Source organism: Finegoldia magna, assembly GCF_002243175.1.
Taxonomy (GTDB): Bacteria; Bacillota; Clostridia; order Tissierellales; family Peptoniphilaceae; genus Finegoldia; species Finegoldia magna_J.
Map to the genome: position 1 here is coordinate 34,808 of NZ_NDYF01000008.1, position 20,875 is coordinate 55,682.

A 20,875-nucleotide genomic window follows, 5' to 3' on the forward strand; every position below is an offset into this window, starting at 1 on the left:
TTTGTATATTTAAGTTAACATAACTATTATATCATTTTAACGAAAAAAATACGACAATCAGTTGCCGTATTTAAATCGTTATTGTGATTTTTGTTCCAACATCTAACTTTGATTCAAGAGTAATGGATCCGTTGTGGATATCAACGATGTGTTTGATGATTGATAGTCCTAGTCCTGTAGATTCTTGTGAAGAACGTGATTTGTCAACAACAAAGAATCTCTCAAACACTCTACTTTGATATTTTTCAGCTATACCGATTCCAGTATCCTCACAGATTATTTTTGTTTTGTCATTTTCTTTGAATATTGAAATCTTAATTTTGCCTGAAATCTTGTTGTATTTGATTGCATTTGTAACTAAGTTTTCAATCATTTCCTTAATTAAATTTTCGTTTCCATATATCAAGCAATTTTCTTGTAAATCTGTAACAAGCTCAATTTGTTTACTATCCAATTTATTTTGGTTGGATTTGATAATTTCATCAATTATTTTTTCTGGATTGAATAAACTTTTTTCTATGTTATCTCCCGATTCATCAAGCTTGGAAAGTTTAATAATATTATCTATTAACTCCAATAATCTCAATCCTTCTTGGTGTATTATTGTAGCAAACTTACTTACGTTTTCTGGACTAACCATGTTGTTTTCTATCATTTCAGCATATCCGTTAATTGAAGTAAGAGGAGATTTTAATTCGTGACTAACATTTGCTGAAAATTCTCTTCTTCTTTTTTCGGCTTTGATTTTATCACTTTCATCTACTAAGAACAATAAAACGCCGTTGATGTTATCTTCATCCAATACTGGCGCAATGTACATTGATAATAGAATTCCTTGCATTTCAATATTTATATGATGAGCTGTTTTAGTTGATATTACATCTTTAATAGCAGAATGAATTTTTAAATCTCTGTTTAATGAAATAAAAGGTCTGCCTTCATACTTAGAATCAGATGCACCAAACAAAAACTCAGCTGACTTATTAACTGATAAAACATTCATATTTTTATCAAGTAAGATAAGACCTTCTCTCATATTGTCTGTAATAGTTTTAATTGTAGTTGATCTTTCTTCTAATTCATCTACATATTTTTTTATTGTATCATTCTTGCGTCTAATTATATTGATAAAAGGTATTAGCTCATTGTAAACAGGTTGTTCTAACAATTTTGATTCTTTATCATTTACGATGTTATCATCTAATTCATTGGCAATAGTTTCGATAGGATCCAATATTTGTCTTATTTGTCTTCTATTAATATCGATTAATAATATTAAAGATAACGCTAATATCAATAGGGTATATGGTAATAAATCTAAAATAGTTTTCAAAAAACTAGCAGATTCGCAGCTTACTCTAAGAACATCAGAATTACCTTGAAGAATAGCTACATAATACATGCTTTTATCAAAACTATCAGATTTACGTGTTATTGATCCAATTTTTGAATCTCTGGCATCTTGTATTTCTTCTCTGTTAGAGTGATTATCCAAAGAATCTACATTGGTATCAGTATCATATACAACATTCCCACCTTCATCAATTATTGTAAATCGATTAGTAGGATTAATCCTCTTAATCTTTTTTATATTGGTAATAGTCTTATCGCGACTATTATCACTGATAGAATCCACGTATTGTATTTGACGCAGTAGGGAAGTTTCTTCTTTGGATTTGTTATAATTATAGAATATAAATGTCTGTAAACCTAATCCAATTGCTAAAGCTATTATAATTACAAGAGAAATTCTAGTGTAAATTCTTCTTTTCATCATTCACCAGCTTTATATCCTAGATTTCTTATAGTTTTGATTATGCTGGAAGCGTTTTTAAGTTTTTGTCTCAGGGTTGCTATATGAACATCAACTGTACGTGATTCTCCTTCAAAGTCAAATCCCCAAATTTTGGTCATGATATTTTCTCTTGTCAAAACTTTTCCAACATTTGATAGGAGATAATACAATAATTCAAATTCTTTGTAAGTTAATTCTACATTTTCTCCATCGACACTAACTGTTCTCTTATCATAATCTAATTCAATGTTCTTATAGATGATTTTTGATTTTGTTTTACTTAATGAGGATCTTCTAAGTAGTGCTCTGACTCTTGCTAGTAGTTCCATAATACTAAATGGCTTTATCATATAATCATCAGCGCCACTATCAAGTCCTACTATTTTATCGTATTCCGTAGTCTTGGCAGTAAGCATCATTACTGGGATACTTTTTGTTTTTTCGTTATTTCTTATTTCTTTTAAAATATCGAGTCCGCTTTTTCCTGGAAGCATAATGTCTAAAATGATTAAATCTATGCTAGAAGAATACAATGTGGATTTGAATTCACTGTAGTCTCCAAATCCCATTGCATCGTAGCCTTCATTATTAAGTGCGTAGATAATTAGTTCTCTTATGCTTTTATCATCTTCTACGCAACAAATCATTGTGCATTTTCCTCATATCTTTCGCCAGTAACTGAGAATATTACCCACGTAGCGATTCTTTCTGCATTATCGCCAATTCTTTCAATGTATTTTGCAACTTGAATTAAATCGATAATTTGTTCAGGGTTTTCACAACCAGATTTAATTAATTCTATGGATTCTTCCATGAAATGAGCAAAAAGTTCATCGACTTCATCATCTTTTTTGATTACAGAATATGCCAATTCAATATCATCATCAGTAAAAGCGTTGATACTTTCTACAAGCATTTTTTGAGCACTTTTGCCCATGGATCTTATCATTGTTAAATCTTTTGGAAGTTGTGATTTACCAATTAACATAACAAGTTCTGAAATTTCTTGTGCGTGGTTTCCGATTTTACTCATACAAGAAAGAATTCTAAGTGCTGATGAAATAAATCTCAAGTCTTTTGCGACAGGGGATTGTGTAGTAAGAAGTCTCAAACAAGTATCTTCAACTTCTTTTGACATTTCATAAATAGTTTCTTGAGAATCGTAAACTTTTTGTGCTATTTCTAAATCTTGAGTTTCCAAAGCATAAGTGCTTTGTTCGATTTGCCTTTCGACATTAGCTCCAAGAAAAATTAAATTATGTTTTAATTCTTCTAATTGATGCGTAAAATATTTTCTCATAATACCACCTCTTTTTAACCGAATCTACCAGTAATATAATCTTCTGTTCTTTTATCCTCAGGTTTTGAGAACAGTATATCAGTATTATTAAATTCTATAACTTCACCTGTCAAGAAAAATGCTGTCTTATCTGAAATACGAGCAGCTTGTTGCATATTGTGAGTTACCATTATTATAGTATATTTTGACTTCAAATCTTGGCATAAATCTTCAATTTTGTTTGTTGAGATAGGGTCAAGAGCTGATGTAGGTTCATCCATTAATAACACTTCAGGTTCAACAGCCAACGCTCTTGCGATACAAATTCTTTGTTGTTGACCACCTGAGATTGAAAGTGCGTTCTTTTTCAAGTTATCTTTTACTTCATCCCAGATTGCTGCACCTTTTAAAGATTTTTCTACAATTTCATCTAATTTTGCTTTGTTTTTTTCTCCGTGTAATCTTGGACCGTAAGCTATATTATCATAAATAGACATAGGGAATGGATTAGGTTTTTGAAAAACCATCCCAACTCTTTTTCTCAACAAGTTTACATCGTAATTTTTATCGTATATGTCTTTGCCATCTAAAGTTATTAAACCTTCGATTCGACATCCATCAATAAGATCGTTCATTCTATTTAGACATTTAAGCATTGTAGACTTACCACAACCAGAAGGTCCAATAAAAGCAGTGATCTCATTTGATTTCATTTCCATGTTGATTTTCTTTAGGGCTTGAAAATCATCATAATATAAATCAACATCTTTTATACTTATCTTAGACATTATTTACTTCCTTTCGTCAATTTTTTTCCTATTAAATTTGAAACAATATTTATTATTAAAACTAAAATTACTAACACAACTCCAGTTGCATAAGATTCTTCCACATGGAATCCTTCAGAAGATAATACATACATGTGTAACGCTAAACTTCTTCCAGACTGTAATAAGCTAGTAGGTACACGAGGATCTGTTCCCAATGTAAACATTAAAGCAGCTGTTTCTCCTACAACTCTTCCTATTGAAAGGATAATACCTGCCATAATACCAGGCATTGCTACAGGAAGTAATACCTTTCTTATAGTATACAACTTTCCGGCTCCCAATGCATAACTTCCAGCTCTTAATTCGTCATCGATTGATAATAATGCTTGTTCACTGGCTCTAATTATTAATGGGAGTACCATAATGAACATTGTAAGAACACCAGATATCAACGAATATCTAAACTTTAATCTCATAACGAATAACAACATACCGAATAAACCATAAACAATTGATGGAATACCAGATAATGTTTCTGTTGCAAGTCTGATAAGAGTAACTACTTTTGAAGTTTTCTTGGAATATTCAGATAAATAAATTGCTGTAAATATTCCGATAGGACTTGCAATTAATAATGTCAATAAAACTAACATAACAGTAGTTTTAATTGAAGGCATCATTGATACGTTCTTGGAAGTATAGTGTTTTGAGAACATACTAGGTTTCAAATGGGGAATACCATTAACTAACATGTAAATAATTAAATAAAACAATACAGCTAATGTAATAAAAGCCATCAAATAAATAAAACCTTTAATAATTCTACTTTTTGTTTTATTTTTTCTTAAGTTTTTTAAACTATTTGTCGATACATCAATAGAATTATTTTTCATTATTTACACCCCTCTTAATCAAATTAAATGCTAGATTTATTAAAAGTATAAATACGAATAATACCATCGCAGTTGCAATCAAAGCATCTCTATGAGCACCAGACGCATAAGCCATGTCCAATACGATGTTAGTTGTCATAGTACGCGTTCCTGAGAATATACTTTTTGCTATTACAGGTTGATTTCCTGCAACTAAATAAACTGCCATTGTTTCTCCGATGGCACGTCCAATTCCAAGTATTACTGATGATAATATACCTGATTTTGCAGCAGGAACTACAACTCCCATTACAGCTAATTCGTGACTAGCTCCAAGTGCAACACTTCCTTCATAATAAGAATCTACAACAGTATTTATCGCACTTTCAGACAAAGTGATTATAGTTGGTAAAATCATAATTCCTAGAAGAATAGAAGCTGTGACTATGTTCATACCAGTTCCTCCAAAAGCCTTTCTAATCATTGGAACTATAACCATTAAGGCGAAGAAACCATAAACGATAGATGGAATACCAGCCATTAGGTCAATACAAGGTCTCAAAAAATTATATAATTTTTTTGGACAGAATTTTGCAAGATAAATCGCTGTAAAGATTCCAATTGGTACTCCTATAATTATGGAGCCAATAGTTACATAAATACTACCGATAATCATTGGAAGTATACCGAATTGGGCAGGAACATCGACCGGAGCCCAATCCTTACCAAATATAAAATTAGTTAAGCCAACTTTTTTTATAAAAGGCATTGATTCACCAAAAATGAAAAAACATATTAAAACTATTGCAAAGATAGAAGTCAATGCTGATACTAAAAATACGTATTTCATTATTGATTCAGATAAATATTTCTTTTTCATATTAAATCCTTTCTTTATTTTTTTCACTTTAATATTATCAAGAGCTTGTAAAATTAACGCGATAATAATGTTAATTAAATGTAAAGTTTTTCGAGTTAAAAAATAAAAAACTGTAGAAATAGGGAAACATTACATTTTACAAATGTAAAATAAATTCTTTCAAAATAAAAAACAGACCTCATAAGAGATCTGCTTTTTGAGAGGAATTATTTAGAAATTTCAGACCAAGATTTAACTTTACCAGTGAAGATATCTTTTACTTGTTCTAGAGTTAAATCTGTTGCTTTTGTATTTTCTTTGTTTACTATAACTGCTATACCATCAATTGCGATAGGTTGAGCTTTTAATTGTTCTTTTTCTTTGTCTTTTAATTCTCTTGAAGCCATTCCGATATCACATACACCTTCAATAGCTGAGTTCATACCAGCTGAAGATCCTGTTGATTGGATTTCGATTTCTACTTCTGGATACATTGCTTTATAAGCTTCTGCTAATTTTTCCATTAATGGAGAAACTGAAGTTGAACCTGCAACTACGATTTTACCTTTTTGAGAATTTTTGTTGTAAGCTTTAGCTTCTTCAGGAAGTTGTTCATAACCTTCTTTTTTAACAATTTCTTGTCCTTCTTTTGAAAGAATATAATCTAAGAAATCTTTTGGAAGAGGTTTTAGTTCTCCTTTGTGAGCAATGTTAAAAGGTCTAGAGATTTTGTAGTCTCCTTTTTGAACATTTTCTGATGTTGCTTCAACACCGTTGATTTTTACTGCGTTAACTTTGTCGTTTAATGAACCTAATGAAATATATCCAATAGCGTCTTTGTCTTGACCTACAGTCATCATAACTGCGTTAGTACTGTTTTGTACGATTGCAGAAGAAACTGTCTTGTCTTGTTCTTTACCGTCAGCACCTTTTTCTAAGATTTTAGTGATTTCTGTAAAAGCTCCTCTAGTACCTGAACCATTTTCTCTTGATACTACGTGGATTTCTCCTCCAGCACTTTCGTTTGATTTAGAATCTGTAGAAGTAGTTTCTGTTTTGTTTGAGTTGTCTGATGTTTTTCCATCATCTTGTTTTGCACATGCTACCATGAATACTCCAAATACTAGCATCATAGCAACTAACATAAATTTTTTGATTTTCAAATAAATCATCCTTTCATATTTAATTCACTAATAGAATACATGTAATGTTTAAAATTCATATAATATTATTGTAAATTGTATGTAAAGTTATTTGTTTACAATTTTTAAAAGTAAAGTGTTATACTATTTCTAGGAGGGTTGTATGAAAAAACTACTATTAATTACAACTGGAGGAACTATAGCTTCCGTTGCTACAGATAAAGGATTAGCACCAGGTCTTCAAGCAAAAGATATATTAGAATATGTAAAATTTAAGAAATTTGATTTTGAATTGGATACAATAAGTTTATTCAGTATTGATTCAACAGATATAAAACCAGAGCATTGGCTACATATCAAACAAACTATAAAAGAAAATTACGATAATTACGATGGGTTTGTAATAACACATGGTACAGATACTTTGGCATACACTGCATCTGCGTTAGGGTATTTAATTCAAAAAAGCCCGAAACCAATTGTAATAACAGGTGCTCAAAAATCAATTTCAAATGATATTACAGATGCAAAGAATAATTTAATAGATGCATTGATATTTGCTAGTAAAGAAAAATCACACGGTGTCAATATAGTGTTCAATGGAAAAGCTATTTGTGGAAATAGAGCTAGAAAAGTTAGAACAAAAAGTTTTGATGCATTCGATTCTATTAATTATCCACTGATTGCAATAATTCATGATGGAAAAGTTTTAAGATATATTGATGATAAGTCAGATAATACTGTAGAATTCTATGACAAACTAGATGACAGCGTATATTTGTTGAAATTAATTCCATCAATGAGAGCAGATATATTAGAAGATATTTTCGAAAAATACGACTGTATTATCGTAGAAAGTTATGGAGTTGGTGGAATGCCTGAAGGAATATCTGAAGAATTTCTAAGATTAATGGATCGATACTCAACTAATAAAATAATTGTAATGACAACTCAAGTTCCACAAGAAGGATCAGATATTGGAGTGTATCAAGTTGGTATGAGAATTAGAGAAAAGTTAGATGTTTTGGAATCAAAAGATATGACATTAGAATCAGTTGTGTGTAAAATGATGTATGTTATGGGAAAGCACAACAGAGATATTCAAAAAATTCAAGACGAATTTTACTCAATTATAAATCACGATATTTCAATAATAGAATAAGAATATTAGCGGTAAAATAATTTTCAAAATATTTTACCGCTTTTTTATTTGTAAATTTTGAAAAGTGTGAGATATGAATTATAATTTAGTTAGAGGAAAATTATGAAAAGAAATGTAGATTTTTATGTAAAAAAAAGAAATGAATTGATTGATTTGTTAGATGAAGAGAAAATATCAAAGCAGGAATTTATTTCAAGAAATAACGTATTGATTAATAGTTTTAATCTAAGACCTTTCACTGATATTAGAACAGTAAACGAGGGGGTTTTTAATTATCAATATTATAATTTAAAAGCAAAGGAATACAATACAATAGCTAACAAATACAAAAACAAAAAACCTAAAAAGTATATTGCATCTTTAAATAAATGCAGAAACTATTACCTAGAAAAAGATAATACAATTTTAAAGATTTTGGAATTGATAGAATACAAGAATGTTGAAGCTTATTACATAGACATTTTGTCCTACAGAATGAGGGATAATCTTTTTGAAATTGTTCTCAAAGATTATGAGAAGATGATTTTTCACACAATAAATGAAAATATCAAACAACATTTGATAGCAAATAATGTTTTTGAACCAATAAAGAAAAAATCCCTTATCGATTCTTATGTCAATAAGGGATATTAATTATTTCTTTATTTGATTTACTATTTCTTCTGTAGTCATATTTTTATTTAATTTGTAATTGCCATCCTTAAAAGCAGTAACATTGTTTTGTTTTAAGTAATCTAAGAATTCTTGTTCATTCGTAATTATGTTTCCGCTGATTAAAATCTTTGACACATCTAAGTCTTTCGCTTCAGGTGGAATTGTGACTTCAATGTCTTTAACCTCTTCGGTAACTTGTTGGATTTTTAAATCCTTTGAGTAAGTTTGAGAACTTGTATAGTTTTTGGAAAACATTGAATCAATTGTTTTGTAAACATACAATGTTGTAACTACTAGAATGAGCAATAATAATAAAAGCTTTGCAAATTTATAAATAAAGTCTACTATTGTATCAATAAAATTTTTCATTTTTCACCTTCCTTATTAAATTATAATGATTTATTAACAATTTTTCAAATAGGAGCAATGATGAGACATATAAATATAGATAATTCAAATAGCAACCAAAGAGTAGATAGGTTTATTATGAAATTGATGCCAAAAATGAGCAAAAATCATATCCAAAAACTTATCAGAACTAAAAAAGTAAAAGTTAATAAAAAAAGGACAGAACCTGACTACAATTTGAAAACTGACGATGTGGTAAATATTTATTTGTACGATGAAGTTATTGAAAAATATCAAGATAATAAAGTATACACTGCTGAGGATTTTAACTTGGATATAATCTATGAAGATGATGATTTGATATTGATTAATAAAAAAACAGGGGTATTATCACACGCAGCTAATCCTCAAGATTATGGGAAAAACATAGTGGATATGATGGTAAGTTACTTGATAAAAACAAAACAGTTTACACCAACGCAAAACTCCACATTTACACCAGCTTTGGTAAATAGATTGGATAGAAATACTTCTGGTATTGTTGTAGGAGCAAAAACTTATGATAGCTTGAAATATTTTAATGATTTATTCAAAAAACACGAAATTACTAAGATTTACGAAACTATTGTGGTTGGTAACCTCAAAGACCAAACAATTGATTTGGCGCTAGAAAAAGATAACGATAAGAACAAATCTGTGATAAATTCTAGTGGAAAGAAAAGTATGACAAAAGTATGGAATGTGAAAAATTTCGGAAAATATTCGCTGGTCAACGTCGATTTATTGACGGGCAGGACTCATCAAATTAGAGCTCATTTGTCACACATTAATCACCCCATAATTGGAGATATTAAATATGGAAACAGAGATGTTAATAAATATTTCAAAAATAAGTACGATTTGAATTTTCAATTATTACATTCGTGTAAGCTAATATTTCCAGAAAAAATGGAAAAATATCAAAAATATGAATCTATGGTTTTTGAAAGCAAAAGAGATGATTTATTTGAGAAGATATTGAACGATTTGGAGAGTAAAATATGATTAAGATAATTAACAACAATAAAACTTATGAATATGAAGATAAGTCGATATATGATTATGGCATTCAATGTGGATTTGAAGATAGTATTGTTGCATTAAAAAACAATAAACTTGTTGATATTATGAGTAGTGTAGATGATGGAGATACGATTGAGTTTGTAAATGAAAACAACATTTATTCACAAGACACATTGATGAAAACAGGAATTTTGCTGCTGTTATTGGCATTTAAAATAAAATTTCCCGAAGATCAATTAGTAGTTGAATACACAATTGGAGACTATATGTATCTTGAATTCGAAAATAACAACGAAATTCATTTTAGAGATTTGGAAGAAATCAGAGAACTAATGGATGATTTGATTAATCAAAATCTTAGAATTGAAAGAGTAAAAGTTTCCAGAAAAGAAGCTTTTGATATTTTTGAAAAGGAAGGATACGTTCAAAAATCAAGACTACTAAAAAGTTTAGAAAAGGATGAAGTGTATTTGTACAAATGTCACAATCATTACTTTGGAATAGAAGGATTTGTAGCTCCATTTACGAGATTTTTGAAACACTACAAACTTATCAATTATTTTCCTGGAGTAGCATTGAGTGTTAGCAGAACTGGTGAATTTACTGAATTTAAAGAACAAAAAGCTCTTTCAAAAATATTTTCTAAATCAAAAAAATGGACTGAGATGTTGGATATTGGTTATGTAGGAAGCTTGAATGAAAAAATTCAGGATGGAAATATGGATTTTTTGGTTAGCGTAAATGAAGCTTATTTTGAAAATCAAATTTCATATATTGCCGACAAGATTATTTACAACAATGCAAGATTAGTTCAAATATCTGGGCCGTCATCTTCTGGAAAAACTACAATGGCTGAAAGGCTTTCTGTGCAATTAGCTGTAAGAGGCAAAAATCCTATTCCAATTTCGATGGATAATTATTTTGTAAATAGAGTCGACACTCCTTTGGATGAAGACGGCAATAGGGATTACGAATCGATTAATGCGCTTGATTTAAAAACATTTAACAGAGATTTAATGAGATTATTAGAAGGCGATTATGTTAATTTGCCAATTTATAATTTCATTACAGGCGAAAGAGAATATGGTGATACTTACACAAAATTGGACAAAAATGGAATCATAATTGTGGAAGGAATTCATGGACTTAATCCAAAACTTACAAGTCTAGTACCAGACAAGGATAAATACAAAATTTATGTATCAGCCTTGACACAACTAAGTATTGATTGTCACAATAGAATATCAACTACAGATATGAGACTTATGAGAAGAATGGTAAGAGATTTCGTTCAAAGAGATAAAAGCGTAGACGATACATTGTCTGAGTGGCCAAGAGTTCACGCTGCTGAATATATTAATGTTTTTCCATATCAAAACGAAGCAGACAGTATAATAGACTCCTCATTAATTTATGAAATTAATATTTTGAAAAAATACGTCTTAAAATTAGTGGAGAATTACGACAAAAACGGTCCAAACTTTACAGAGATTGAAAGGCTAAAATCGATTTTGAACTATTTTATAGAGATAAAGAACGATTCAATAGTCCCTAAAAACTCAATTTTACAAGAATTCATAGGAGATTATAATGAATAAGAGAATTGTGTACACTAATTCAAATTCTTCAAAGCTTTTTGATGAAAATATATCTTACTTAAAAAATCAAATTAGAAATGGTAATACTGATTTTATTTTGATTTTGCCAAATAGAAAGCTAATTAAAAATATTAGAAATAAGTTTCTAAAAGAACAATCAGTGCTATGCGACGTGAAGATTTGGACTATTGACGATTTAGTGAATGCTTCAGATATTTCAACATATTTGACAGACCTTATTTTGAGACTAGCAATTCAAGAACTTATCGATGAAGGTGAGTTTGATGATAATAAATTTTTCAATTCTAATGGAATGATAAATTCATCCAAAAGATTTATATCTGCATGTAAGTATTCAAATAAAAAAATAGATGAACTTGAAGAGATTTCTAGTCAAAATGTTAGCTTGAATATTTTGAGCAAAGTGTATGATAAATACCAAAGCATTATGAAACAAAATAATCTTTTGGATAAATTTGATGCCTATAACACAAAAAATCTTAATCTTCAAAAAAACAAGGATATTTACATTCATGGATTTAGTGAGTTTCGACCAATTGAATTGGAAGTAATAAAGCAGTTGAAAAATTACGATGTAAATGTTTATATTTTCGTGGATTATTATAATGAATACAAAAGTAAGTTAGTAAATCAATTGAAAGATATTGGATTTGATGCTATTCAAAATGATGAAAAATCAAAACCAAATAAATTTATAGAAAAAAAGGTAGTTAAATTAACCAATGAAATTTTAGAAAAAGACAGACTAATCGATGAAATATCAAAAGATTCATACACCTATGATTATAACAAAATGGCAATTCTTTTAGAAAAAGATTCTTCAAAAAGGGAAATACTTAATTCACTGAAACTACACGATATCCTAGTTTTTGGAGACGATTATATTTCGTATCGTGACTACAAATTTTTCTTAGATATAATTAACCTACTAGATAATACGAAAACTTTAAAGCAATATATTTTCTCTACATTGGATAGCTGCTTTTTGGAATTTGATTTGAAGGATAAAGTCACTTTCAGAAATATATTGGCGGATTTTGAGTTTGATAGTTGGGAAGATTTAGAAAAAATATTAAAAGTAAATGTGAATTATGAAACTAATTTGCAAATTCTAAAAGATATTAAATCGTATTATTTATCATTTATAGAAACAGATTCTAATGTTTTGTCTAATCTTATAACATTAATTCAAAAGAAAGAAAGTGATGATACAGGATTTACTTTGTTTTCTGAAAAACTTTTGATAATCCTTGAAGATTTGGATAAAACTTATGCTGAACTTGTTAAAAAATCAAAAAATATTAACTCTTATTTGATGGATTTGATAAAAAACTTGAAGGTTGATTCTACAGATTATTTAGTTGATGGAATTAGAATTTATTCCCTTACTGATATTAGACTTTCAAACTACGATGTTTTATACGTGGTTAATATGAATGATGATGTAATTCCAGGCAAAATTAATTACGATTTCTTTAATAATGAAGAAAATATAGAATTCTTACAAGAAAAAGGGATCGATATTTTGTCAGACGCAGATAATAGAAAGAGAAATATTGATAGAATCATTGACGCTTTAAAAAGAGCGAATAAAAAAATATATCTGTCTTACAATACAGAAAGTAGCATCAAATCAAGGTTGATTTTGGATAAAAACGTAAAATCAAATCAAAAAATAAGGAAAATTAACACGAAAAATATCAAAAAAATTGACACTAAACAACTTCATAGTGTGTCAGCTTATGAAAAGTATTCTCTAAAACAACATTTGAATAGAATAGAAAACAGAATATCTTCAAAGGATATTTCTGATTTTGAAGTGGATGACAAAACAACACAATATATATTGAAGAAAGAATTATCTTCAACTCAACTAGAAACATATTTTGAATGTCCAATGAAGTTCTATTTTAGATATTATTTGAAACTTAAACCGCAAATAAAGTCTAGACAATTGGATATCGGAACTATTTTGCATAACACATTGGAAGAATTTTATGGAATCAATAATTCCAAAATAAGAGATGCGATAGATGGCAAATGTGAGTTAGATGTTTCAAGTTTGGATGAATTGCTAAAAAATTCATTTGAAAAGTTCGGATTAAACACAGATATAAAGGAAAATGAATTTGATTACGAAAAATATTTGAACAAACTCAAGGATTTTGTCATATCTGACATTTACAATATGAAAAACGAATCTGAAAAGTTTTATCCATATAAATTAGAAGAAGATTTTATTGTAAGCTTGGATGAAAACACTAAATTTATTGGACGAATTGACAGAGTTGATAGAACAGATTCAGGTAAGATTAGATTAATAGACTATAAATTATCGAAAAATAGTTTCAGAAAAGTAAAAGATTTGGACAAAAACAAAGGATTTCAATTTGCAATATATTCTTCATACGGCGATGTTGTAAGTTGCAAATATAAAAGCATTAAGGATAATGAAGAATATGAATATCTTCAAAATATTTCTAAGGATCAGTTGGATGAGATTATGATTCAAAAAGTGAAAGAATTCAGAGAAAATATAAGAAGTAAAAGATTATTTGTAAAAGCAAGTGATGACAATTCTTGTAAATATTGTGATTATAATAAAATTTGCAAGTTAAAAAACACAGAAGGAGAAGCTAGTAATGATTAAATTCAGCGACAATCAAAAATTAGCTTATTCTACTATAGACAAAAACGTGTGTGTAAATGCAGGTGCAGGAACTGGTAAAACAGAGGTAGTTTCTGAAAGATTTAGATATATGTACGAAAATGGTATTGATATCAAAAGTATCGTGTGCATAACTTTTACCAACAAAGCTGCTGACGAAATGAAGGATAGAATTATTCAAAAATTAAACAATCCTAGACTAATTGATGACATAAATGTATCCACCATTTCATCTTTTTGCAAAAAAATAGTATCGGATAATTCGTACTATTTATCCATAGATCCTAGCTTTCAAATCATAGAAGACGATCAAGCTAACAAAATGATTAATGACATTTTTGATAAAATCCTAGAAAATAGAATTGATTTTATCAAGAAACTTGGTAGTGAGTTAGATATTTCATACTCAGATACTCTTAAAATTATCAGAGATTCTTTCAATAAATTAAGGACGAATAACATCGAATTTGAAGTTATTAAAAGAGAAACAATTCTTCAACTAACGAATCTTAGAAATATTGACGATGAGGACATTATCGGAATAAAAAGTTATCTATTTGATCTAAGAGAAGAATCGGATAATATCAAAGGACTTACGAAAAATAGTAGACTATATAAGTTTTTGCATGATGATAAACAAAATTTGGAAATTCCAGAATATACTAGATTTTTGTTAGAAAGTTTTGACAATCTTGGAGAGAGCAAGAAAGAAAATGTTCAAGAAATAATTGATGAAATAAATAAAAGAGTTGACGCTATACTTTCCAATAAAGAAAAACAATATGTAGATTTATATGAAGGGTTTTTCGATATTTTGATAGAAATTAACAGAGAATATTCAATAAAAAAGAATGAAAAAAGCTTTTTAGATTTTAATGATATTGAAATAATGTGCAAAAAAGCTCTGGGAAATGAAAATATTTTAAAATCTTGTAAAGAAAAATACAAATATTTTATGATAGATGAATATCAAGATACATCAAATCTACAAAGAGATATTTTTTATATGTTATGCAGTGATAAAGAGGATTTGGATAGGAACAATCTTTTTGTAGTTGGAGACCCTAAACAAGCTATATATAGTTTTAGAGGAGCGAACATTAAAGTATTTGAAAAAACTAGAGAAGACATCAAAAATAGTGGCGGAAAAGATATAACTTTTTATGAAAACCATAGAACTCATCCAAATATAATGGAGCCTATTAATTACATTTATTCCAATAAAATGAAGGATCGATACGATAGTTTAGTCGCAGTTAATGAAGTGGGAGATGTAATTGGTAGAGATGAATTCAAGCTCAACAATAAGGATGCAAAAACAAAAGATGAATCTACTGATATTTTGGTTTCTTGCATTAATGAAGATAATTTTAAAGACACTGCTATCTTAGCTAGGACTAAGAATGATTTCTTGGAATACGAAAAAAGTTTGAATAACAGAAATATTCCTTATTATATTTTCGACAAACAAGGACTGGAAGAATGCAGAGAAATATTAAATCTGATTCAGTTCATAAAATACGCAAGATATGGCGATGAAATAAGCAAAGTCGGAATATTATCTAATGTTTATGATGTGGATTACAATGAAATATTGAATCAAACGGAAAAATATCAATCAACTATGAAAATAATTGATAAACAAGTAGAGGAATTTACGGGAAATCTTACAAAATTTACTATTTACGATTCCATATCTAATTATATTGAACAGATTGATTACTTAGGTTTATTTAGCGAACTTCAAGCAAAGGCAAATGTGATTAAATTTTTGGAAATTGCAAAGCAATTTGATTCCAACAACTATAATATAGAAGATTTTGTAGATTATTTTGAAAATAATACTAACTTATATCAAATGTCTTTTGAAGATGAACACAGTGATTTGGTAAAACTTATGACTATTCACAAATCAAAGGGGTTGGGTTTTGGTAAGGTTATAGTGGATAATTTGTCAAAACCATCAATTAACAAAGATAAATTTCTATTATTTATAGACAACGAAAACATTCAGATGCAATTCGTACTAGATTTTCCTTTTTCAAAATTCAGAATGACAAAAGTTAAGAAATTAATAGAAGAAGAGGAAGATTACGAAGTTGACAACGTGTACTATACGGCATTCACGCGTGCGAAAAAAGAGTTATCATTTTCTAATTCTAAAAAATCGGGACATTTTAAGCAAATAAGTCCATACATTGAAGACTTGCAACAAAGAGGAAGTATTAAATTTTTGGAATTAATGGAGAAACCTTTTATATTAGAGACAATAGATACAAAATTCGATAAAATAGAGCCCAAAAATGTAGAAATTAAAAAACTCATTCCAATTGGTATTACGAGTATATTGAATTATAATGAAGAAATTTTCGATAGCAATCTAGAACAATCTTCAATAAATTATATATTGCTTGGTAATCTGGTTCACATGTATGCGAAATTATCTGACGGAGTAAATTCTCCATGTATTAAGGAAGTAGATTTTTTAAATAAAGATGAGAAGAAAATTTTCAATGTCGCAACGAAAAACTTTAATCAATTGATAACAGATTTTTCAAATTATAAAAATGAAATGGATTTTAATTTGCTGTACGAAAATCTAATGATATCAGGATTTATGGACAGAGTGGAATTCTGTGATGAAGAAATAAAAGTTTATGATTATAAAATAAGTTCACAATCACAAGAATACTTGTACGAAAAATATCACATGCAATTGAAGTTTTATTCTTATGTTTTGAATAAAAAATACAATAAAAATATTAAAATGTTTCTTGTGAATTTGAGAAAGGGATATATCATTGAAAAAATTTACGACAAAAATTGTGAACAAGAGGTTGAAGTTTTTCTTAACAATTATTTAAATCAATTGAATTAGCTAAATTATGGGTTATAATAATACATGAGGTGTGATATGAGTATTAAAGTTCTTTTAGTAGAAGATGAAGATAATATAAGACAATTTACAAAAATAAATTTAGCAAGAGAAGGATTTGAAATTTTGGAAGCTGAGTCTGGAGAAAAAGGCGTAGAACTAGCAGAACTAAACAAACCAGACGTTGCTGTTTTAGACATAATGCTTCCTGGAATTGACGGATTTGAAGTTTGCAAAATTTTAAGAAATAAATTTCCGAATATTGTTATTATAATGTTGACTGCAAAAACTCAAGATAACGATAAAATTGAAGGACTTGAAAGAGGAGCAGACGATTATTTGACCAAACCATTTAATCCACGTGAATTGATACTTAGAATAAAATCCGTTTTGAGAAGAAGTCCGCAAAAACAAAATAATAGTCAAATTATTGAAGATGAAACATTCAAACTTGATATGTATTCAAGAACTTTTTATAAAAATGGAAAAGAAATTACGTTGACTCCAACCGAACTTAACATAATAAAGCTTTTGATGCAAAATCCTGGTAAAGCAATTACTAGAGATGAATTGATGGATAAAGCATGGGGCGAAGATTTTATAGGTGATGCTAAAATTGTTGATGTCAATATGAGAAGATTGAGAAGCAAAATTGAAGAAGATTCAACTCATCCAAAATATATTGTAACGGTTTGGGGAGTTGGTTACAGATGGGAAAATAAAAAATAATGAGTATTAAAAACAAAATAATGTATTCCTTTGTATTTTTAACAAGTATTACCGCGATAATACTTGTTATATTTTCTATTTATGCTACTAAGTTTTATTATTATTCTACAATGGAAGGCGTTTTGAACAACGAAATAAGATATTCGACAAATTTGTACAGCTCTTATATGGCAGATTATGAACTAGATGAAGTAATTGCCGAAGACAAAAACCAGTTTTACAGACAAACTGACTGCCAAGTGCAAATTTTAGACAATAATCAAGTCGTTGTATTTGACTCTATTGCAAGTCCTAATTTGGGAGAAAAAATAGAAACATCAGATGTAGTAAGCGCAATAAATGGTCAAAGTGGAAGATACACAGGAAAAGTTAGTTATTCTGATTCAAATATTATTTCTGTTTCTGTTCCACTTGAATCCAGAGGAAAACAAGTGGGAGTTTTAAGATACATTTCAAGTTTAAAAGAAGTAGACAGGGCAATAAGAGTGAAGTCCGTATCGTTTGCTTTGTTCGGGTTTTTGGTAATATTATTCAGTATTTTATTAAGTAAAATTTTAACTAAAAGCATAATCAAACCTATAAATAGTCTTGCAAAAACTGCCGAAAAAATGGCTAAGGGTGATATGGAAGTAAGAGCAAAAGAAAATGACACAGATGAAATTGGAAGACTTGGAATGACTTTGAATTTATTGACGGACAATATTAACAAGAAAGAACAATTGAAAAACGAATTTATTTCAAGTGTGTCACATGAATTGAGAACACCATTAACATCTATAAAAGGGTGGGCGCAAACTTTAAAATACGATCCGTCAGATTTAGAAACAACAACAATGGGAATAGACATAATCGATAGCGAATGCGACAGACTTACAAATATGGTTGAGGAGTTACTAGATTTTTCAAGATTTACATCTGGAAGAATTTCAATCGTAAAAAGAAAACAAAACTTAATTGAATTAGCAGAACGTATAAAAAACCAATTGCTCCCTAAAGTTCGTTCTAAAGGAATTGATTTGATATTGAATTATGAAAGTCCAGAACTCATCGCTACATTTGACGAAGATAGAATCAAGCAAGTTTTCATTAATATTTTAGATAATGCTATAAAATTTACCCCAGAAAAGGGAACGATAATTATTAATATCGAAAAAACTGAGAAATTTGCAGAAATTTCCATAATAGATACTGGAATTGGAATTTCATTTGAAGAAATAGAACTTGTAACTGGTAAATTCTACAAAGGATCCAATTCCAATTCACATGTAGGTTTGGGGCTTTCTATTTGTGAAGAAATAGTAAAACTTCACAAGGGAGAATTGATGATTAAATCTAAGTTAGATGAAGGAACTACAGTTTCGTTTACATTGCCATTAGGAGATGATGAAAATGAAAAAGACAACTAGTATATTGGTAGGTACGATAGTTTTAATTTTGTTGATTGTTTTCATAATGTTCAGAAACAAAGAACAATCTGCAGTTGAAAATATCAAAGTTCCTGAAAATAATTTATTGGTCGCAGCAGGTGTGTGGCAAATTGATAAGAAAGAAAGTTTTTCTGATTCCAAATCCAAAGCTTCAGATGAAATAGGTAAACTTTATGTCGATGAATCTATAGTTGTTTTCGGAAAAAGATTCACCATAAATCCCAAATTTTCGTCCAAATTTGTAAGTTTGCAAAATTATCTAACTAAAAAAACAAGCGACGAAAATCTAAGTAAGAAATTTTCAAAAGATAAAAAAATGGTAATTACAATTTCTGATGGTAGCAAGTTTTATCAAGATGTTGTTGTAATGGATAAAAACAATATAATACTACCATACAACGGTGTACTTTATTACATGAAAAAAACAGAAAACAAAGTTAGCAGAACTTTTATTGAAAATTACCAGTCGACGTATGAAAGTAAATATTATGAAAATAAGGGAAATAATTTAAAAGACAAAGAAAATATTGCTCTTTTAATTGGAATCAAAAATAAAGTTGTAAGAAATGAAAAAGCAGATATTTCTTATAGGACTATTTTGTTAGACATTGATAAGAAAAACCGTGCACAGATTTATCAGACATCAGCATTATTTTTCCCTAGGAAAAATGGATTTTGGCTTATGGAATACAAAAAGAATGAGTTTGATAATAATTATGTAGAGCAATTTTTAGCTAAGCCAGTTTATTCAGGCGATAATTCTAAGGAAAATAAAAAATTAGAATTTGACTCATCTGCAGAAATAACATACCTTGGTCCAGAATATATTTCAATTATGAGAATAAAAGATCAATTCGAAGATTATTCAATATATGACATCGATAAAATGAGTAATAATAACGAATTGAATATAGACCAAATCGGAGGAAAAGAAGCTGTAAATGTATTGAAGAATTCCATTGCAGAAGAATCAACAGATTCTAATTCCGAAATTACTGCGAACGATAAGAATGAAGATTACAAAAATATTGGAATTGTAAGAAATTCTGGTAAATGGAATTATCAAACACAATATAAATTCAAAGAAAATAACGAAGTTAAATTGAAAAATGTAATTCTAAATATCGTATCGCATTTGAATTTATCACCAGATGAATTATCCATGAATTGGCAATCTATTAAAAATTTAAAAAGTAGTGCTATAGATGCTTATTCTTCTCCTGATAAGAGAATATTAATAGTTCAAACGACAGATGAAATATTAATTTACGATTATTCTAACGATAATAAATTAATAGGAAGTATTCCAATTACGAAAGATGATTCAATTATAATGAGTGAATGGGCAATAGGAAATTATGCCGAAATGTGGAAAAAAGAATTTCAAAACAACGACAAAATTCCATCATCATTTATTACTAACTTAAGACAATAAAATTTAACCAGAATTAAGAAGTAGATAATGCAGGAAATTATCTACTTCTTTTTTGTACACTTAAGTGTGTTGAGCGAACGAAGTGAGCGAAATAAAAAACCACCTGCTATGCAGGTGGAAGACATTAGCTTTAGCTTCAAGCAAAATACAACCTCCTATGATAAAATAGTTACGCCTGA

General features: G+C 28.8%; 17 protein-coding genes. 9 read left to right on the top strand and 8 right to left on the bottom strand.

Annotated features, from left to right (window positions below):
• Positions 1-70: 70 nt before the first annotated feature.
• The 7 genes from B9N53_RS02265 to B9N53_RS02295 form a co-directional block, all read right to left on the bottom strand.
• Positions 71-1,774: a sensor histidine kinase gene (locus B9N53_RS02265; protein ID WP_094203498.1), complete on the bottom strand. Its 1,704-nt coding sequence runs from the start codon at positions 1,772-1,774 to the stop codon at positions 71-73.
• Positions 1,774-2,442, bottom strand: a complete 669-nt coding sequence (locus B9N53_RS02270; protein ID WP_094203499.1) for a response regulator transcription factor — start codon at positions 2,440-2,442, stop codon at positions 1,774-1,776. Before B9N53_RS02270 ends, B9N53_RS02265 begins: the two co-directional genes overlap by 1 nt.
• Positions 2,439-3,095, bottom strand: a complete 657-nt coding sequence (phoU, locus tag B9N53_RS02275) for a phosphate signaling complex protein PhoU (RefSeq protein ID WP_094203500.1) — start codon at positions 3,093-3,095, stop codon at positions 2,439-2,441. The genes B9N53_RS02270 and phoU overlap by 4 nt, the downstream gene beginning before the upstream one ends.
• Before the next feature lie 14 nt (positions 3,096-3,109).
• Positions 3,110-3,862: a phosphate ABC transporter ATP-binding protein PstB gene (gene pstB / locus B9N53_RS02280; protein ID WP_002836199.1), complete on the bottom strand. Its 753-nt coding sequence runs from the start codon at positions 3,860-3,862 to the stop codon at positions 3,110-3,112.
• A complete protein-coding gene (gene pstA, locus B9N53_RS02285; RefSeq protein ID WP_094203501.1) occupies positions 3,862-4,737 on the bottom strand; it encodes a phosphate ABC transporter permease PstA in 876 nt (291 codons plus the stop codon). The genes pstB and pstA overlap by 1 nt, the downstream gene beginning before the upstream one ends.
• On the bottom strand, positions 4,727-5,596 hold the full coding sequence (gene pstC, locus B9N53_RS02290; RefSeq protein ID WP_094203502.1) for a phosphate ABC transporter permease subunit PstC: 870 nt from the start codon (positions 5,594-5,596) through the stop codon (positions 4,727-4,729). The genes pstA and pstC overlap by 11 nt, the downstream gene beginning before the upstream one ends.
• A 206-nt stretch (positions 5,597-5,802) precedes the next feature.
• Entirely contained in the window at positions 5,803-6,738 is a 936-nt protein-coding gene (locus B9N53_RS02295; protein ID WP_094203503.1) for a substrate-binding domain-containing protein, read from the bottom strand.
• A gap of 142 nt (positions 6,739-6,880) precedes the next feature.
• Here B9N53_RS02295 and B9N53_RS02300 point away from each other — a divergent pair, with 142 nt between their 5' ends.
• Together B9N53_RS02300 and B9N53_RS02305 are read left to right on the top strand one after the other, a co-directional pair.
• The gene (locus B9N53_RS02300) at positions 6,881-7,879 is read left to right on the top strand and encodes an asparaginase (RefSeq protein ID WP_094203504.1); all 999 of its coding nucleotides are present in this window, start codon (positions 6,881-6,883) and stop codon (positions 7,877-7,879) included.
• Positions 7,880-7,981: 102 nt separating this feature from the next.
• Positions 7,982-8,512: a DUF6648 family protein gene (locus B9N53_RS02305; RefSeq protein ID WP_094203505.1), complete on the top strand. Its 531-nt coding sequence runs from the start codon at positions 7,982-7,984 to the stop codon at positions 8,510-8,512.
• Here B9N53_RS02305 and B9N53_RS02310 read toward each other — a convergent pair whose 3' ends face one another.
• Positions 8,513-8,902, bottom strand: coding sequence for a hypothetical protein (locus B9N53_RS02310; RefSeq protein WP_094203506.1), 390 nt, complete (start codon positions 8,900-8,902; stop codon positions 8,513-8,515).
• Between the two features lie 60 nt (positions 8,903-8,962).
• Between B9N53_RS02310 and B9N53_RS02315 the strand changes: the two genes are divergently transcribed.
• From B9N53_RS02315 to B9N53_RS02345, 7 genes are all read left to right on the top strand, one after another.
• Positions 8,963-9,925, top strand: a complete 963-nt coding sequence (locus B9N53_RS02315; protein ID WP_094203507.1) for an RluA family pseudouridine synthase — start codon at positions 8,963-8,965, stop codon at positions 9,923-9,925.
• Positions 9,922-11,541 (top strand): nucleoside kinase, encoded by a 1,620-nt coding sequence (locus B9N53_RS02320; RefSeq protein WP_094203508.1) that lies wholly within the window; start codon positions 9,922-9,924, stop codon positions 11,539-11,541. Before B9N53_RS02315 ends, B9N53_RS02320 begins: the two co-directional genes overlap by 4 nt.
• Positions 11,534-14,212, top strand: coding sequence for a PD-(D/E)XK nuclease family protein (locus B9N53_RS02325; protein WP_094203509.1), 2,679 nt, complete (start codon positions 11,534-11,536; stop codon positions 14,210-14,212). The genes B9N53_RS02320 and B9N53_RS02325 overlap by 8 nt, the downstream gene beginning before the upstream one ends.
• On the top strand, positions 14,205-17,108 hold the full coding sequence (locus B9N53_RS02330; RefSeq protein ID WP_094203510.1) for a UvrD-helicase domain-containing protein: 2,904 nt from the start codon (positions 14,205-14,207) through the stop codon (positions 17,106-17,108). Before B9N53_RS02325 ends, B9N53_RS02330 begins: the two co-directional genes overlap by 8 nt.
• A 36-nt stretch (positions 17,109-17,144) precedes the next feature.
• On the top strand, positions 17,145-17,834 hold the full coding sequence (locus B9N53_RS02335; RefSeq protein ID WP_035109453.1) for a response regulator transcription factor: 690 nt from the start codon (positions 17,145-17,147) through the stop codon (positions 17,832-17,834).
• 122 nt (positions 17,835-17,956) lie between these two features.
• Entirely contained in the window at positions 17,957-19,240 is a 1,284-nt protein-coding gene (locus tag B9N53_RS02340) for a sensor histidine kinase (protein ID WP_242432388.1), read from the top strand.
• Positions 19,224-20,696, top strand: coding sequence for a hypothetical protein (locus B9N53_RS02345; protein ID WP_094203512.1), 1,473 nt, complete (start codon positions 19,224-19,226; stop codon positions 20,694-20,696). The genes B9N53_RS02340 and B9N53_RS02345 overlap by 17 nt, the downstream gene beginning before the upstream one ends.
• The last annotated feature ends 179 nt before the right edge of the window (positions 20,697-20,875 follow it).

What these genes read in the sequence shown, in the direction of transcription:
- B9N53_RS02265 (WP_094203498.1), bottom strand. Translation starts at nt 1,774, where the DNA reads ATGAAAAGAAGAATTTACACTAGAATTTCTCTTGTAATTATAATAGCT.
- B9N53_RS02270 (WP_094203499.1), bottom strand. Translation starts at nt 2,442, where the DNA reads ATGATTTGTTGCGTAGAAGATGATAAAAGCATAAGAGAACTAATTATC.
- phoU (WP_094203500.1), bottom strand. Translation starts at nt 3,095, where the DNA reads ATGAGAAAATATTTTACGCATCAATTAGAAGAATTAAAACATAATTTA.
- pstB (WP_002836199.1), bottom strand. Translation starts at nt 3,862, where the DNA reads ATGTCTAAGATAAGTATAAAAGATGTTGATTTATATTATGATGATTTT.
- pstA (WP_094203501.1), bottom strand. Translation starts at nt 4,737, where the DNA reads ATGAAAAATAATTCTATTGATGTATCGACAAATAGTTTAAAAAACTTA.
- pstC (WP_094203502.1), bottom strand. Translation starts at nt 5,596, where the DNA reads ATGAAAAAGAAATATTTATCTGAATCAATAATGAAATACGTATTTTTA.
- B9N53_RS02300 (WP_094203504.1), top strand. Translation starts at nt 6,881, where the DNA reads ATGAAAAAACTACTATTAATTACAACTGGAGGAACTATAGCTTCCGTT.
- B9N53_RS02305 (WP_094203505.1), top strand. Translation starts at nt 7,982, where the DNA reads ATGAAAAGAAATGTAGATTTTTATGTAAAAAAAAGAAATGAATTGATT.
- B9N53_RS02310 (WP_094203506.1), bottom strand. Translation starts at nt 8,902, where the DNA reads ATGAAAAATTTTATTGATACAATAGTAGACTTTATTTATAAATTTGCA.
- B9N53_RS02315 (WP_094203507.1), top strand. Translation starts at nt 8,963, where the DNA reads ATGAGACATATAAATATAGATAATTCAAATAGCAACCAAAGAGTAGAT.
- B9N53_RS02320 (WP_094203508.1), top strand. Translation starts at nt 9,922, where the DNA reads ATGATTAAGATAATTAACAACAATAAAACTTATGAATATGAAGATAAG.
- B9N53_RS02325 (WP_094203509.1), top strand. Translation starts at nt 11,534, where the DNA reads ATGAATAAGAGAATTGTGTACACTAATTCAAATTCTTCAAAGCTTTTT.
- B9N53_RS02330 (WP_094203510.1), top strand. Translation starts at nt 14,205, where the DNA reads ATGATTAAATTCAGCGACAATCAAAAATTAGCTTATTCTACTATAGAC.
- B9N53_RS02335 (WP_035109453.1), top strand. Translation starts at nt 17,145, where the DNA reads ATGAGTATTAAAGTTCTTTTAGTAGAAGATGAAGATAATATAAGACAA.
- B9N53_RS02345 (WP_094203512.1), top strand. Translation starts at nt 19,224, where the DNA reads ATGAAAAAGACAACTAGTATATTGGTAGGTACGATAGTTTTAATTTTG.